Here is a 15,805-nt window from a genome sequence, read left to right on the forward strand (position 1 = left end):
TTCCCACTTGACTGTCAACTTTGCAATCTTCCTGAGCATCAATTTTCTCTTTTTATCAATTTACTGTTAGCGATCAATAGAGAACCTACCATGACTAGGATAGCAATAGACCACCAGAATGTATTTTTAGCATCATCATGATCTACAATAATGAGCCTGATGACAGCCGTGATCCCAATATAGATAAAATAACGTAATGGAAAATGAAAATTGGTTTTAAAGTACTTAACTATTAATGCTATGAATTCAAAATACAAGAAAAACACAAGCAACTCTTCCGTGAATTCATAGTAATTTTTGTCGGCCTCTGTGTACAAAAAAACATAAGAAAAAATGGACCATGTTTCTTTTAGAAGTAAGAAGCTTAAAATCAGCCCGACCAGAAACAGCGAGATATTCAAGATCATTTGCAGAAAACTAGGTAACTTCTCAATATACTTCATTAATGCATTCAATACAGATCCCCTCACTGGTTGTACAGTATCTTTATTTATATTATCGGTGGTATACGTGAAAAATGCTACATTACTTTTGAGGTCACCTTAATGAAAGTTTATATTCGCCCCTGCAATATAACCAATGGAGATAAAGATAAGCGTCCATATCAGAGAACCTGCGCTTGCCACCAGCATATATTTTCGGACAGGCATCGCACTAATGCCCGACAAATAGCTTGTCGCATGTCTGACTCCTGGGATAAAATAACCAAACAAAATGGTCCATAACCCAAAACGCGCAAACCACCCCTTAACTCTTGCAAATCGCTTCGGTGTCAATCCAACCCACTTGCCGTGCTTATCCACCAGCGGCTGACCCAGCTTTTTGCCTAGCGTGTAGCTGATCATCATCCCTGTCATTGCACCGATGAAGCTGACTAATATAGACACCGAATAATTCAGTACCATGATAGAGGATAAATAGCCGACAAAAACCATAATAATTTCATCCGGAACCGGTAGACCGATAATCCCAAGAGCAAGAAGAGCAAAAATAGCGATATATCCGTATTGTGTAATCATGCTGATGACCCATTCCATAGGAGAGCCACCTCCTGACCGATTATTTTTTGAAGGACGGAAAGGGAATACGGCTAACCATCAGGAACGACAGCACTACCATTAATGCAAGCAACAACCCCGGCTTCAAATGCTCACTCCATAAAAACATAAAGGACAAAATCACACCCGCCGCCGTAATCGGCATACCTACAAAGCCTTTGCTAAAAGCCATTAGGTTGAATCTTGCCAATCTTACCGCACCGCATATGACAAACAAAACAGCCACAAGCGGTCCTATCCAATGGGTATCTCCCAGTTTGTATAACAAGATCAGGAAAGCAGGGGCAACCCCAAATGAGACAACATCCGCCAGCGAGTCGAGCTGTTTGCCAAAATCACTGGAGCAATGCAACAGCCTTGCCAGCAAACCGTCTAATACATCCCATAAAGCAGCCACCACCACGAGAATAAAAGCGGTCATGTATTGCTCATGAATCGTAAAATACAGGGATAAGACCCCTGCCCCCAGGTTTGCAATCGTGAATAGTGAGGGCAACCAATTCCATTTCATACTCCTTAACTCCTTTGCCGTAGCTTAGCCTCCGAATATAACAACAAAACGGACGCCGTCCTTGGTATTCTCCACCTTATAGCGGAATTCGTGCAAATCTAAAATTCGTTTGACGATCGACAGCCCCAGTCCTGTCCCACCCGTCTGGCGGCTACGTGACAGCTCGGCCCGGTAAAAACGGTCCCATATCTGCTCCAGTTGATCGTCAGGAATGGTCTCACCTTTATTTTCAATGGAAAAAAAACGGATTTCCTCAGCGCCTTCGATACGAATCGTGATTGAGCTTCCTTCCTCAGCATGCCGTATGGCATTGACAACAAAGTTGATAATCACCTGTTCCATCCATCCTACATCGGCATGAATCGGCATCTCATTGGCGGGGATAATGACCACTTCCAGCTTTTTCTCCTTCAACAGATGGAATAGCTTGTCCACGACTTCCTCCACCAGCTCACTCAAGATAAAGGTCGTCTTGCGAAGCTTGAGAGTACCCGATTCCAATTTGGCGAGGTCCAGCATATCTTTGACCAATCGCTCCATTTTGTCCGCTTCCTCTACAATGACTTTCATATAATGATCCTGCTTCCCGGCGCTAACCCCATCTTGTAATCCTTCTGCGAAGCCTTTAATGATACTCAGCGGGGTTTTCAGTTCATGAGAAGCGTTGGCAAAAAAGTCTTGTTGCACAGCCTCCATCCTCTGTTTCTGTTCCATGTCCTCGACCAATTGTTGATTGACCTCCTGAAGCTCGCGCAAAGCCGTGTCCAGGTTCTGGGACAGGGTATACATGCTGTAGGACAGGCTGCCTAGTTCATCATTCTGCCGGATTGGTGTATGGGCAGTAAAATCGAGCTTAGCCATTCGCTTGGCGGTATTATTCAAAGCAATGAGCGGACGGGTCACCATCCGGGAATAGAACAGGGACAAAATCAGAATGAGTGCAAATCCCCCGATCCCTAGGTACAGATAAAACCAGCGCAGAGCTTCATTCGTCTCACTAATTTCCTGCAACGATGTCACTGTGAACAGGAGGTCGATCTCGCCTGTGTCCTGACGAACAGGATGGACTATGACTGCATTACGTACCCCTGTCCAAGGTTCCGTCCAATCTTCCTCCAACACTTCGAAATTCTTAAGTTTCTCCAGATGCGCCTGTGATAAAGGGAACCATTCCTCCAGCGCACCAAACAGTAATCCTTGTCGCTGACTCCATGTTTTCAGATCTGGTAGTGCAATCTCTGTCACCGTACCGGATAACCTTACACTGTCATCTGTGCCAGCCGCTTGCGATGTCGTTCCTATATTTTTGAAACCAGGCTTCTGAATGCCTAATGGATAAATTAAGTTGGGGGAAGTGATGCCGTCAGTCCCCAATACCTCACCTTCAACCGTTACCGTATCACCGGGCTGAATCCGGGCAGCTCTCAACTCATCTCCGTACTCGCTCATAAACAGAGACAGCGATATCTTAACAACTTTACCATCTGCTGTTCTGAGACTGATATGAAACGCATCATCCAGCTTTACTTTGCCGTCCAGCGTAACAATCGCCAACTGGTTCTTATTTTGAAGCATAAAGCGAGCTGCCTCTCGCGAAACCCTGCCCGATCCCCAAGCCTCCTGGACATAACTTTGACCGAAGCTTTTCAAACGGCTTTCCACACGACCAATCTTCTGTTGCTGATAAAAATTTTCAAAAAACAGAAATTGACTTAAAATCACCATACCGTAAAAACACAGGAAAAACACAACCGTCATAATGAACAACTTAAAGGTAACTCCCCGTTTGTTCATTCTTCCTCCTCAAACCTGTAGCCTGTACCAAAAACCGTGCGGATATGGCGTGATTCACGGCCTAGCTTACTTCTCAGCTTTTTGATATGAGTATCGACAACCCGTGTGTCTCCTTCAAAGTCGATGCCCCACACCCGGTTCAGTATCACATCCCGTGAAATGACTATGCCTTTATTATGTATAAGCAGCCGCAGCAACTCATACTCCTTGGGCGTCAGCTCGACTTCCGCCTGATCCACCTCAAGTCGATGAGCCATCGTATTGAGAATGGCAGTGCCGAATCGCAAAATATGCAACTCCGGCTGCACATGTCCTTCCACTCGCTTCATCAGCGCGTTTGCGCGGGCGATCAACACCTTGGGGCTGAAAGGTTTGGTAACATAATCATCGGCTCCCAGTTCAAAGCCTAATATTTTATCATCATCACCGGATTTGGCTGTCAACAAAATGATCGGCACACCTGAACGGCTGCGTACCTGGCGGCACACCTCCCAACCATCCAGCTCCGGCATCATAATATCGAGTATAATCAGGTCCGGCTGCACCGAATCAAACCAGATTAGTGCATCTTTTCCATTACCTGCTTCATAGACTTCCCAATTATTTTGTTTAAAATAATCAGCAATAACTTCACGAATACGTATTTCATCCTCCACGAGAAGAACCCTTTTCTTCAATCGACTTCCCTCTTTCGTCATTCTAGGACACCAGCATATCAAAGACATGTGTACTTTATGTGTTCTTGATACCTCTTATCAGCAGAACTTCTCATCAGCAAATTCGACCTTGGATTAGGGCAAATTTGTCTTGGCTCAGACCATCTCATCTCCTGTGATCCTACCCTATAATAAGAAGAGATACAAAAAGCCTGAACAGGAGGGTAATACATGAGTAATCAAACCATTCAGTGGTTTTCCACTTCTAAAGCTAAAGCTTGGCAATCCCAAGCTCATCATCTTACCGATACCCAAGATAGTGCCAACCTAACCCTTACGGGAGAAACACATCAGCTTGTCGAAGGTTTTGGTGGCTGTTTTAATGAATTGGGTTATGTAGCCCTGAACCATTTGGAAAAGGACGAACGAGATCGGGTGCTTCATTCTCTCTTTCATCCAGAGGGCGAGCACAAATTTGCAATATGCCGACTTCCTATTGGAGCGAGTGACTACGCGCTGGAGTGGTACAGCCACAATGAAACAGACGGCGACGTGGAGATGAAGCACTTTTCCATTGAGCGTGATCAGCAATATCTCATTCCTTTTATTCGGGAAGCGTTACAACTCAATCCTAACCTGAAGTTGTTCGCTTCACCCTGGAGCCCGCCGACATGGATGAAATCACCGAAAGCCTACAATTACGGCACTCTGCGCTGGGAAAAGGATATTTTGAAAGCGTATGCATTGTACTTTGTCAAATTTGTTCAGGCTTACCGCGAGGCAGGTATTACGATCCATCAGATTCATGTTCAAAATGAAGTCATTGCCGATCAGAAGTTCCCTTCCTGTGTATGGACCGGGGAGCAGCTGCGTGAATTTATTCGGGACTATTTGGGCCCTGCTTTTGAGGAACACGGACTAGATACGGAAATTTGGCTGGGGACCATTAACGCTCCCGATCCGTGGGAGGAATTAATGAAGAAGACTTCTACCGGATTCGATGAGTATGCCCATACCGTATTGAGTGACCCCGAGGCCTACAAATATATTAAAGGCGTAGGCTACCAGTGGGCAGGCAAAAATGCCATTCAGCGCACCGTTGCCAGTTATCCTGAGCTTCGTTACATGCAAACAGAAAATGAATGCGGCAACGGAGAAAACTCATGGGACTACGCCAAATATGTATATAATCTGTACCAGCACTACTTCAGCAATGGTGTGAATGCTTATATTTACTGGAATATGGTTTTGGAACCGAAAGGCAAGAGCACATGGGGCTGGGAGCAAAATTCGATGATTACCGTTGATCCCGCGGATCGAAAACCTGTCCTGAACCCGGAATATTACGTTATGAAGCATTTTTCTCATTTTGTATTACCAGGTGCCAGACGCATCGGACTTCGTGGCTCATGGACTGGAAATGCAGTTGCTTTTCAAAATACAGACGGGCAAAGGGTGGTAGTCATCGCCAATCCGTTCAAGGAATCGCGTGTGCTGAATCTGTCTCTCGGTGAAACAACACACCGCTTGGAGCTGGAGCCGGAGTCCTTTAATACTATCGTGATTCCTTCTTAACGCCACAGATTTCTGGACTCTTCCAGCTTGCACACATCATTAGGTCCCCCTGTCCGGTCTATAAGTGTCCAAGCATATGTATAGTTTCCAAAATGGATGTATATCCTTTTGCGTATAGTAGCTATAAATAGTATACTTGGAATAACTATGGACAGGAGGTCGATGAATATCACTACTGTAAAAGACCGGATTGATTTGAAGCTGATTAATTGTGATAAGGAATTGACTCTCGCGGTCATCGGTGGAAAATGGAAGCTGATTATTTTGTGGCATCTCGGTATGGAAGGCACCAAGCGGTTTGGTGAATTGAAGAAGCTAATCCCCCATATTACGCAAAAAATGCTGACCAACCAATTGCGCGAGCTGGAGGAAGATAAACTCATTCTTCGTAAAGTCTATCCCGTCGTCCCTCCACATGTGGAATATTCACTGACGGAGCATGGCGAAAGCCTGATTCCGGTACTGAGAGCAATGTACGATTGGGGATCAAACTATCGCGAGAACGTGATTTGGAAAGAAGAAGAAGCGATTCAGGACGTCACACCCGTGTGACCAGCAAAACAAGCATTTTGCAAAATGCTGAACTATATTTTTGTAGAGACGACCCTGGGGAGATCTGGGGTTGTTTTTTTTGTGATATAAAGACGTTCCCCAAGATAATAAAAGAAATGGATGCAAGTATCCGTTTCCATTGGCATTAAAGCTCGTTTTCCGCTACATATCCTCATTTTACACTTGTATTCGTGATTTACATTACATCCGCTGTGACGTATGATTCTTCCATCCCTATTTACAGTGAATCCGAGAAGGAGGCCGTTCTAGCATGAGCATGACGCTTGCCCAGCCCACAACATCCCAAGCGACCCAATTAAGCATTGGTTCCATGGAAATGATTCAATACGACTATCGTCAATTTCCTGACTCAAAACCTTATCAACACCATTGCTGTGGCTTGCTTACTATGTCGTGTAACGGCGCTCAAGGTCTGGCGGAATATGAGTTGCCTGAAATTAAAGGTGCCTTTGACCTCGTCCGCTGGGCTTCCGTGTTTACCTCGCTCAAGGGTCTGTCCTTAACCGAGGCTGAGCAATATATTCAGCACCATGCTGATCACTGGGGGCCTGATAAAACAGAGCTAGCTCTATCTGCCTTATCCGATCTGACTACCCATGCGAACCTGCACATTCTCTCCCCATCAGCGACCATACTCCCCCCTCGGATTAGTCGTTCATATCTTATCGAGCATGGCCTGGTCTACTATTCATTCTAAATATCGTTCACAACTCCATTGTCAATCCACTTTTCAGTTCACGTAAAAAAGCCTGAGACTGTTTATCACAGGCCAGGCTTTTACACTTTCAGCACAGAGTTGATTACACTTGCAGTTTACCTGCACGAATATCGTCTGTCATTCCTGCATAAGGTGCTTGGGAAATTAATTGTTCGTTGTTCACACCCGCATTTTCGATGAATGTAATATCTGCAAATTCAGGAACCACATACTTCGGATATGTTTCATACTTTTCGCGTGATTCCTCCATCAGCGGAATAAAATCGTTTTGATAGCGCACAGTGATTTCCGGATGCTCATGAACCCATTTAGGAAAGAAAATAATGCCGTGCATACGTTTTTCCTCAGGCATAAAGTTCAGAGACACGTCAGTGCCTGTCGGTTCGGTCCACGATACTTTATACACATTTTCCACCAGCTTCACCAGATTGACCTTCTGATCACGTACCCAGCGGCCGCCTACCATACCACTATGAATGCGATAATCGATCGTATCTTCATTTTTAATATATATTTCGTACTCCCAACCATTCTCATAAGTGTAGATCATGTGGCTGCCGATAAACTTGTCCATCTTGCATCCTTCTTTCCTAAATTATAAGTTTTCATGAATTGAATAGGAGACCAAAAATAAAAATATTCAATTCAAAACATGTAATGTTAAACATGTTGTTAAGTACATATAAATTGTAGCACTATGGTATACTAGTGTCAAATAATGTTTGACAAGGAGAACTACGTTGAAGCGCACATTAAAATACGCCATTTTGGGCCTGGTTCATAAAGAGGAAATGAGCGGCTACGATATTACGAGTCAATTCAAGAAGGAAATCGGACAATTTTGGAGCGCCAAACACAGTCAGATTTATCCTGAGTTAAAAAGGCTGACCGAAGAGGAGCTTATTGAATATCGCACCTCCATTACAGGAGCCAAGCTGGAAAAGAAGCTGTACTGCATCACCCCCAAAGGAACCCAAGAGCTGACCGAATGGCTGTTGAGCGCCAAAGAGTTACCGGAAACGGAAAAGGATGAGTTTATGCTCATGCTGTATTTCTCAGCAGCCATCCCCAAGGAAGAGAACAAGCGATTGTTCGAGAACCAGATAACCAAACGTAAAGAGAAGCTGGAGTATCTGTACGAAAGTAAAAAATCCCTCCAACAGCTGGACGAAAACCTCCAAGCCCCCGGTTCTAATCAATTTGGGCATTATCTGGTGCTGAGCCGTGCCATTAATCGGGAAGAAAGCTATATTACGTGGCTGGAAGAAACACTGTCCCTGTTTGAATAGCCTAAAAAACCTTCAACGCCACGTAGATTCGTGGTATTGAAGGTTTTTCTAAATAGGTGCAAACTAGTCTGCCGTCGTAATCGAAGAGCCGTAATCTTCAATATGGATATCTGTGTTAAAACGTACAGGAATGGTACTAAAAGTGGTATCCCAATCCTCTTTAACCTTACGCCAAACTTTAGGATGCTGAATCCTCAACGCTTCTCCGAAACCTCCAACATCAGCCTGCAGCTTTTGCATTTTGGCTACAGTTTGTTCAGCTAATGAATTAACTCTCTCTTGAAAGATACTCTCTTCTTGTCCGAGCACATCATTGCTACGCAAATTTTCTTTCTTGTTAAAAACCTCGGAAACGCGTCCCTCTGAGGTCATTTTTACTTGGAAGGAAATGTCGCCCCCCTGAACGATGGCCTTGATCCTGCTTTTCACCGCTTTGATCTCATAGGCTATATTTTTACCGGTTTGGGGATCACTACTTTTCAGCACGCCTCCAACCAATTGACCTTTGATCCACATGAGGCCCTCGACCTCTGACTCATTCAGAAAGCCACCGTAGGTTTGTGTCTTTCCCTTGATGATTCCCGCACCTGCGAGCTTGATTTCATTCTCCGCCGTAATGACATTGGGCAATATAAAGCTTCTTTTCCCCTTCATGGGCCCGACCACTTTAACCAAAGCCACGGGTTTTATCAACCGGGCATTCCGTTTACGATTTTCGAAAATATCCTTTAAGATATAGGCAGGAATTTGACCAGGAATTTTCTCCTGAAGCGCATTGCCCGCCTTGTCTGTACTAATCAGCAGCTGGACGCTGGGCCGAATGTCATTATCCCCCAAGAAAAAGTCCAGCAGCTCATACAATGGAATTTTGCGAAGCAGACTGGAGCTGATAATAATCGTTTTCAAATGTTGTCCGATGGGCGGTCGGTTGGTTCGCAATGAAATTTCTCTTAACATTTCAAAAACGGAATCCCCCGTTTCCGTAATATTAAAAAACTTTTTAGCTTGTGGGGAGGAGCTGTTGGAGCCGCCGCTTTCCTCTGGGATGATAAATTGAAAGGTTCCGGTGATTAACTCTTTTTTCGGATAGTCTCCTCCTTTCCGTTTAATTTGTTCTTCTTGTGAAGATTGTGACACTACATCCATAGCAATGCCCGTCTCCAGATTTAGATCCTCCACCGGAGAGCTGCTCCAGCAGCCTGAAAGTGTACAGCATGTCAGGAGAGCCACCATTCCGAGTAATCCTGACTGGACTCTCTTCATGACCGCACCCCTCTCCAATGAGAAATAAGCAGCAGAGGGAGTGGAAGCAGAGCGAATAGAACGAAAGCTGCATTCCCGATCATCGTTCCAAGAGAAAATAACTCATTCAGATTTTTGGGAATTTGGGACAGGACGTAGATGAACGGGAGCAAAATAAACAGCGCCTTGGAATAAGAGCTATTCAAAATTTGAGAAACTCCGAGCGAAGCGCAATAAAAAGCAATACTGAATGTAGCAAAAATTTGCATGATCCAAATGGACAACAATAGGGATTCGAACCGTTCCAATAACAGATACTCCACTTCAAAGGAGCGGGCCAAGTCTAAAAAAGGCCAGGTTCTGGTCATAACTCCTTCCACCGAAAAGGCGCCAATGCATAAGATCAGCGTAGCTGTATAAAAAATGGTCGAGATCCCGATTGCCAGTCCGACCGCCTTAGTTGCTTTCTCCGGTTTTTCCATCCGACAAAGAATAAACAGTAGGCACTCTGTCCCCGTTAGGGTCAGGGTTGTAGTCTTGAGCGCTTTAATCACTGGCATCACACCCTCGGACAAAACAGGACGCAAATTATTCAATTCGAAAATATTCAAACTCAGCAAACATATCAATAAAAAGATAGCTGCCGTAATCGGGAATATAACTTGACATATTTTACCCAATGTACCTATCCCCCCCAAGCAGAGATACAGAGAGATCCACATAAAGGGGGCTGAAATAGCCCACACTGGAGTTCCTTCAAGCAAAAAGAACGACGTTACTTCCTCCACAGCTCGGATTTCGTATGCAGCTATACAAATAAAATAGATGACGAACAAGATGCCCAACACTTTGCCGATGGCTTTGCCAGTTATCCGCTGAACATACTGGTAAAAGGTGCTTTCTGGAAACCGTGAACTTAGTTTGACTATAATCCATCCGAACAGGAAAGTGGCAGCCCCTGCTAAAATGACGGACATCCACACATCCGGTGTTTTTGCAGTTTCAACGGCTACTCTGGGAAGAGTAAGCAACCCGGCAGCCAGCATAAAGCAAAGCACGATTTCCGTCGTCTGTAACGTTGTAATTTTATCCGTTTTTTTCCCACGGGCCATCTTGCTCCCTCCTGTGTTGTTGAACTCATCCTTGTCGCTTAGGGTCTTTATGCTTCAATAGAATGGGTCTATTTTTCATAAATTGTAACGGTGCTCGCAAAAAGTAATCTTTCCAGTCCTTCAATGAACGGGGGGCCGTTAAGCTAAGATATGGCACGCCGAAGCTGTGTAATTTAGCCATATGAATGCTCAGCATCAGGAAAAACATGATCACTCCATACAAACCGAAGATAGCTGCCGTGAACATGGCCCCAAAACGAAGAACACGCATAGAGATCCCGGCGCTGTATACAGGTGAGGCAAAGGAAGAAATCGCCGTGACTGCTACTACAATAACGAGAATCGGACTTACAATCCCGGCGTCAACAGCGGCCTGTCCAATAATCAAACCGCCGACGATGCCCATCGCTGGACCGATGGGTTTGGGGAGCCGTAGTCCCGCCTCGCGTAAAATTTCGATGGAAATTTCCATAATCAGGGCCTCAATCAGCGTCGAAAACGGAACTCCCTGTCTCGCACTGATAATAGAAATGACCAGCTTGGTTGGAATCAGGCCGGGATGAAATGAGATAAAGGAAATATAGAGCGCCGGGGCGAACAGAGATATCGTAGTTGCCATAAAACGAAGAAATCGAATAAGCGACCCCGGTATCCATCGTTCATAGTAATCTTCGGGAGACTGGAGCATCATCCCGTACGTCACAGGCATAAGGAGCGCAAAAGGTGTACCGTCCAGCAGAATCGCCACACGTCCCTCCAGCAATGCAGCCATGACCCGATCCGGTCTCTCCGTATTTTGAATTTGCAGAAAGGGGCTAAGAAAATTATCCTCAATAAGTTGCTCCACATAGCCCGACTCCAGCACCTCATCCATATCAATGGTTTTGACCCGCCGTTTTACCTCATCTACAAGCTCCGGGTCGGCAATGTCTCTGAAATACACCACCATCAGCTGCTTTTCCACTCTTTTGCCGACTTTAAAGGACGACATGGCTAGTTCCGTACTTTCTCCATGCCTGCGCAGCATCGCTGTATTATCGCTGAGTATCTCTGTAAAACCGACTCGCGGTCCCCGCAGCACCGATTCCGATATGGGGTCTTCCACCCCTCGTGTATTCCCTTTGGGTGTACCCAGCACGAAAGCACCCGGTATGCCCTGAATCAAGAGTATGACTGAACCGAACAGCACCTTTTGCAAGGAGAACTGCACCTCTAACGTATGCTCTGTCTCCGATACCAGCATAACCTGACGAATAAACATATCCCGAAGCTCTTCTCCTCTCGGGAGATCTTCCCCCTCTTGCCCGGAGCTGCCCCAATCCATCAGCGGCTTTAAAATATTCTGATCCATGCCAACCTTGTCCGTTAATCCATCCACAAAAAAAAGTGTGCCTACAGCGTTCAATTTTTCCAGAAAAATAGATCGTTCGTTCACGTCTGACATATCCGTAACTGCTTGTCTGATTTTTGCTACATTGGCTTCATAATCTTCGGTAAAGGTCCCTTTTACCTTCTCAGCCTCACTTACAGACGGATTACGATCTGCATGCTGCGAACGGTCTTCTTCTTCTAAAAGCTTTAATCGTTCCATACGTCTGCTCTCTCGACCATCCATCGCTCTAATTTGTCGTACCGTCAGAAAAATAATCAAAGGGATGAGGAACAAAAAGAAAGCTTCCATCCATACGTTCCATTTAGGCATATGAGTTCCGATGACCTGCCACACACTCTTTCCTCCTTCACTTCCATAGGATTTGTATATAGATTTACCTGGATTAGAAAAAAGATGCATGGGCAATGGAATAAATTTCTTTACTCACAAAAGGAATAAAAAGGTGAATTTGATAGATGAACTGTAGTGCCAAAAGTGGAATTACATGATAATATCTATTCATTCTATGACTAATGTCACAAATTTGTTGAATTCGTGGGCCATTATTCGAAACTAAAAAGGAGTTGTAGGTATGAAGAATCATTTTTGGAAGAAAGCCGCTGTGTTGAGTTTGTTAGCGGTCATTTTGTTAGGGGGAACGGCGATCAGTCCCAAACAGGCACATGCAGGTTATGAGCCTTATATTGGGGAAATTACGGTGTACCCGTACATGTTCGCTCCTAAAGGTTGGCTAAAATGCGAGGGTCAGCTCTTATCTATTTCGCAAAATACAGCACTGTTCAGTCTGCTGGGCACTAATTTTGGCGGCGATGGAATGAGCACATTTGCATTACCCGACTTGCGCGGGGCTTCCCCGTTGCCGAATGTAAACTACTATATCGCAACCGAAGGGGTTTACCCATCCCGCCCTTAATGAATGTGTTCATCGGTGGGCTAATTAATGAAGAAGAGGTGATGGCGTGCTCGAAGGCAATAACTTCACACGCAACAAATTGAAACCCTATCGCTTGCTGGTTCCATTGCTGCCATTTATCGGCGGTACGTTCCTGCTCATAGGGACGAATGAGGTTCACGCTGCCGGTTGGGAAAATGTGGTGCTTAACAAGCCAGCCACATCCAGTGGCTACAGCCAGCCCTATGATCCCTCCAGAGCTGTGGATGGGTCAATCGAACCAACAAGCCGCTGGTATCAAGCCAGCAACGGTGAAAAATGGATTCAGGTAGATCTGAGAGACTGGTATATCGTAGATCGATACGTTGTTACAGGTATGGGAATCCATAACGGGTGGCAGGATCAACGTGATCCATACAGTTTCCGATTGCAAACAAGCAGCAACGGAAGTAATTGGGTGACTGTTGATACCGTCCAGAATAATGAGAGCTCTAATGTTGAAAAGAACATTGCCCCTGTAACTACACGATACTTGCGATTATATATTGATCAAGGAAATACAAGAAACAATCAGTGGGCTTCCATCATGGAATTCGCAGCTTATGGGGAGCGATTGCCCGTTCCACAGGCTCCGGGGCATTTTACAGGAACCAAAAATGGAAATACAGTGGAGTTAAGCTGGGATGCTGTTCCTTATGCAACTTCATACAAAGTCATACGAGATAGTGTAACGCTCTATTCAGGTAACTTAACCCAATTCATAGACACTTCAGCATTGCCGCCAGGTGAAGCCCTTTACACGGTTCAGGCCGTGAATGCTAAGGGGGAGAGCACTCCCTCAGAAGTTAAAGTGAACATACTTACCGATGCCGAGAGAGTTGCACAGGCCAAAGCTGCTCTTGCATTAGGCTTCGCATCTGGAGATACAGTTGATTCCGTATCCCAAAAGCTGACACTGCCACTCGTTGGATTGAATGATACGACGGTGAGCTGGAGTTCGGATACTCCTGACGTCATTACGAACGAGGGGGCTGTCACACGCCCGCGGTACGATCTGGGTGACCGAAAAGTAAAACTGACAGCTACGATTGCGAAGGGAAGCGCCTCGGATACTCAAACTTTCGAAGTTACCGTACCGAAGATAACTGCACAAGATACATTGGATCAAGCAGTAGACACCCTCTCGCTTGGCAATTTGTCTGCGGTAACAGAGAGTATTTCTCTCCCTTTATCCGGTTATGGTGGAGCGCAGATCGAATGGTCCTCGTCCAAACCTCTTGTCATTGCAGCAGATGGAACACTCACCAGACCCTCTTATAACAGTGGAGATACGGATGTTACCCTAACGGCTACCCTGCAACTTGCAGGCTTAACGAAAACAAAGAACTTTACTGCGCATGTACTCAGTCTGCCCATGAGCGATACAGAAGCCGTTGACGCAGCATACAGGGCGCTTGAGCTGCCAATGACTACAGTAACCGGAGACGTATATTTGCCAAAAGACGCTCTGCATGGTGTTCAGGTGTCATGGTCATCGACTCAGCCCCAGTTCTTGGATCATACTGGGCATGTAACATTCCCAAGCTATGTGCAGGGCGATCAGACCATCACGCTGGAAGCAGTTGTGTCACGAGGCGGGGTTGAGCTACGAAAAACATTCAGCCTGCTCGTGCCTGCACTGCCCGTAAGCGCTGATGAAGCCGTAAATTTGGCAGCTAATACACTGAATTTAGATTATCCGCAAGGGATTAAGGATTCCATCGCTCTGCCTCGTACAGGAGCATTTGACACCCAGATCGACTGGTCTTCGGATCAACCAGATATCCTCAGCAATAGCGGTCAGGTGAATCGGCCTAAATATACAGACGGTGATATGAATGTACAGTTAATTGCCATTATTTCTAAAGGTACCGCTTCTGTACAAAGAACATTCACAATCACAGTGCTGAAGGCATTACCGAATACACCTTACGTACGATTGAACGGCAGTAATCCAATTGTTCTGGAAGCCGGTGACAGCTTCACTGATCCGGGAGCCAGTGTACTGGACAGCGTATACGGCAATATCCTGATCCCTGAGCTTTCAGGTAACGGGAATGTCGATATAAATGTACCCGGTGTATATGTATTGAACTATGCTTATAGCGACAATGGAGGTTGGACAGCGGAGCCAGCAGAGCGCCATATAAACATGCTGCCCCGTGCTGTTAGAGCCGCAGCAGGCAATGGGGATATAGCCTCTGTGGTCGTTACAGGTGCCTTACCAGGCGCACGGCTTGAACTGTACAATGCCCAGCAGGAGCTTATAGCGGAAGGAATCGCTTCGGGAGAGGGAAAATATACATTTACACCTGTGCCTGAAGGAGCCAGCTACTATGTGCTACAGAACGTAAATGGTATGAAGAGTGCCCCGTCAGGGCTAGTATATCCGCAAGGGTTAACCGCGCAGCGCGTTGCGGATTCCATCACAAGCATAACAACTCCTACAACAAGTGACACACTGCTCAGGTTGCCTGTTGTACCTGATGGTTTCCGTGTGACCATCAGCAGCAGTAGCCACCCAGACATCGTGCGTACAGACGGAACTATTGTTCAAGCAGATACTCCTTCCGTTGTAACTATCATGCTGGATGTTATGAGGGTAAGCGATGGTTCTCGTGCGTTGACGCAAGCCATAGAAGTCACCGTCCCTGCCAAGGTAATTGCAAACACAGGCAAATCTAACAAAGATAAGAATGAGGATCTATCTGCTTTCGTACCACAGATCGGAATTTCCGAACAAGGGAAAGAGTTCTCCCTCTTTGTTCCTTCGCCGGCATTCCTGGATGAGCAGATACAGCAAGCACTTCGCGAAGGCAAAGCATACGCAGACATTCGTTTGGAGCAGGAGAAGCAACTGAGTCGTGTTATCCTTTCTCATTCTTTACTGAATAAATGGGATAAGATTGGTGCATCGGTAATATCCCGATATGGTACACTGATGATATCCAGT

At 45.6% G+C, this 15,805-nt stretch carries 15 protein-coding genes; 6 read left to right on the forward strand and 9 right to left on the reverse strand.

All coding sequences use genetic code 11. The features are described from left to right. Positions 1 to 38: 38 nt before the first annotated feature. From psiE to NLX82_RS26030, 5 genes are all read right to left on the reverse strand, one after another. The gene (gene psiE, locus NLX82_RS26010; RefSeq protein WP_025723919.1) at positions 39 to 455 is read right to left on the reverse strand and encodes a phosphate-starvation-inducible protein PsiE; all 417 of its coding nucleotides are present in this window, start codon (positions 453 to 455) and stop codon (positions 39 to 41) included. 87 nt (positions 456 to 542) lie between these two features. Beyond that, positions 543 to 1,037, reverse strand: coding sequence for a DedA family protein (locus NLX82_RS26015; RefSeq protein ID WP_013308662.1), 495 nt, complete (start codon positions 1,035 to 1,037; stop codon positions 543 to 545). 22 nt (positions 1,038 to 1,059) lie between these two features. Then, on the reverse strand, positions 1,060 to 1,569 hold the full coding sequence (gene pssA, locus NLX82_RS26020; RefSeq protein WP_023986912.1) for a CDP-diacylglycerol--serine O-phosphatidyltransferase: 510 nt from the start codon (positions 1,567 to 1,569) through the stop codon (positions 1,060 to 1,062). A 24-nt stretch (positions 1,570 to 1,593) separates the two neighbouring features. After that, positions 1,594 to 3,363, reverse strand: a complete 1,770-nt coding sequence (locus NLX82_RS26025; protein WP_028541059.1) for a sensor histidine kinase — start codon at positions 3,361 to 3,363, stop codon at positions 1,594 to 1,596. Next, positions 3,360 to 4,040: a response regulator transcription factor gene (locus NLX82_RS26030; protein WP_028541060.1), complete on the reverse strand. Its 681-nt coding sequence runs from the start codon at positions 4,038 to 4,040 to the stop codon at positions 3,360 to 3,362. The genes NLX82_RS26025 and NLX82_RS26030 overlap by 4 nt, the downstream gene beginning before the upstream one ends. A 210-nt stretch (positions 4,041 to 4,250) precedes the next feature. Here NLX82_RS26030 and NLX82_RS26035 point away from each other — a divergent pair, with 210 nt between their 5' ends. The 3 genes from NLX82_RS26035 (at position 4,251) to NLX82_RS26045 (ending at position 6,864) form a co-directional block, all read left to right on the forward strand. Then, positions 4,251 to 5,594 carry a glycoside hydrolase family 30 protein gene (locus NLX82_RS26035; RefSeq protein WP_071559335.1) on the forward strand — a complete coding sequence of 448 codons (1,344 nt, stop codon included), beginning with the start codon at positions 4,251 to 4,253 and terminating at the stop codon, positions 5,592 to 5,594. Between the two features lie 162 nt (positions 5,595 to 5,756). Beyond that, positions 5,757 to 6,146: a winged helix-turn-helix transcriptional regulator gene (locus NLX82_RS26040; protein WP_023986908.1), complete on the forward strand. Its 390-nt coding sequence runs from the start codon at positions 5,757 to 5,759 to the stop codon at positions 6,144 to 6,146. A gap of 271 nt (positions 6,147 to 6,417) precedes the next feature. Beyond that, positions 6,418 to 6,864 (forward strand): hypothetical protein, encoded by a 447-nt coding sequence (locus tag NLX82_RS26045; RefSeq protein ID WP_028541062.1) that lies wholly within the window; start codon positions 6,418 to 6,420, stop codon positions 6,862 to 6,864. A gap of 103 nt (positions 6,865 to 6,967) precedes the next feature. On the opposite strand, the gene NLX82_RS26050 is transcribed toward NLX82_RS26045, so the two are convergent. Further along, entirely contained in the window at positions 6,968 to 7,459 is a 492-nt protein-coding gene (locus NLX82_RS26050; RefSeq protein WP_013308656.1) for a phenolic acid decarboxylase, read from the reverse strand. Positions 7,460 to 7,625: 166 nt separating this feature from the next. Here NLX82_RS26050 and NLX82_RS26055 point away from each other — a divergent pair, with 166 nt between their 5' ends. Further along, positions 7,626 to 8,174 carry a PadR family transcriptional regulator gene (locus NLX82_RS26055; RefSeq protein ID WP_028541063.1) on the forward strand — a complete coding sequence of 183 codons (549 nt, stop codon included), beginning with the start codon at positions 7,626 to 7,628 and terminating at the stop codon, positions 8,172 to 8,174. 63 nt (positions 8,175 to 8,237) lie between these two features. On the opposite strand, the gene NLX82_RS26060 is transcribed toward NLX82_RS26055, so the two are convergent. Genes NLX82_RS26060 through NLX82_RS26070 form a run of 3 tightly spaced genes read right to left on the reverse strand, consistent with a single transcriptional unit; the run spans position 8,238 to position 12,254 of the window. Next, entirely contained in the window at positions 8,238 to 9,437 is a 1,200-nt protein-coding gene (locus NLX82_RS26060; protein ID WP_254349258.1) for a Ger(x)C family spore germination protein, read from the reverse strand. Then, positions 9,434 to 10,528 (reverse strand): GerAB/ArcD/ProY family transporter, encoded by a 1,095-nt coding sequence (locus NLX82_RS26065; RefSeq protein WP_069079778.1) that lies wholly within the window; start codon positions 10,526 to 10,528, stop codon positions 9,434 to 9,436. The genes NLX82_RS26060 and NLX82_RS26065 overlap by 4 nt, the downstream gene beginning before the upstream one ends. Before the next feature lie 25 nt (positions 10,529 to 10,553). Beyond that, on the reverse strand, positions 10,554 to 12,254 hold the full coding sequence (locus NLX82_RS26070; RefSeq protein ID WP_254349259.1) for a spore germination protein: 1,701 nt from the start codon (positions 12,252 to 12,254) through the stop codon (positions 10,554 to 10,556). 238 nt (positions 12,255 to 12,492) lie between these two features. Here NLX82_RS26070 and NLX82_RS26075 point away from each other — a divergent pair, with 238 nt between their 5' ends. Both NLX82_RS26075 and NLX82_RS26080 read left to right on the forward strand, forming a co-directional pair. Then, a complete protein-coding gene (locus NLX82_RS26075) occupies positions 12,493 to 12,834 on the forward strand; it encodes a phage tail protein (RefSeq protein ID WP_023986902.1) in 342 nt (113 codons plus the stop codon). 46 nt (positions 12,835 to 12,880) lie between these two features. After that, on the forward strand, positions 12,881 to 15,805 hold a 2,925-nt coding region (locus NLX82_RS26080; protein WP_254349260.1), incomplete at its 3' end, for an immunoglobulin-like domain-containing protein.

The sequence above is a fragment of the Paenibacillus sp. A3M_27_13 genome, assembly GCF_024213315.1.
Lineage (GTDB): Bacteria > Bacillota > Bacilli > Paenibacillales > Paenibacillaceae > Paenibacillus > Paenibacillus polymyxa_B.

Bases quoted from the DNA above. Each gene is read 5' to 3' on its own strand.
- NLX82_RS26025 (WP_028541059.1), bottom strand. From the start codon at position 3,363: ATGAACAAACGGGGAGTTACCTTTAAGTTGTTCATTATGACGGTTGTG.
- NLX82_RS26060 (WP_254349258.1), bottom strand. From the start codon at position 9,437: ATGAAGAGAGTCCAGTCAGGATTACTCGGAATGGTGGCTCTCCTGACA.
- NLX82_RS26075 (WP_023986902.1), top strand. From the start codon at position 12,493: ATGAAGAATCATTTTTGGAAGAAAGCCGCTGTGTTGAGTTTGTTAGCG.
- NLX82_RS26065 (WP_069079778.1), bottom strand. From the start codon at position 10,528: ATGGCCCGTGGGAAAAAAACGGATAAAATTACAACGTTACAGACGACG.
- NLX82_RS26015 (WP_013308662.1), bottom strand. From the start codon at position 1,037: ATGGAATGGGTCATCAGCATGATTACACAATACGGATATATCGCTATT.
- NLX82_RS26035 (WP_071559335.1), top strand. From the start codon at position 4,251: ATGAGTAATCAAACCATTCAGTGGTTTTCCACTTCTAAAGCTAAAGCT.
- NLX82_RS26045 (WP_028541062.1), top strand. From the start codon at position 6,418: ATGAGCATGACGCTTGCCCAGCCCACAACATCCCAAGCGACCCAATTA.
- pssA (WP_023986912.1), bottom strand. From the start codon at position 1,569: ATGAAATGGAATTGGTTGCCCTCACTATTCACGATTGCAAACCTGGGG.
- NLX82_RS26050 (WP_013308656.1), bottom strand. From the start codon at position 7,459: ATGGACAAGTTTATCGGCAGCCACATGATCTACACTTATGAGAATGGT.
- NLX82_RS26040 (WP_023986908.1), top strand. From the start codon at position 5,757: ATGAATATCACTACTGTAAAAGACCGGATTGATTTGAAGCTGATTAAT.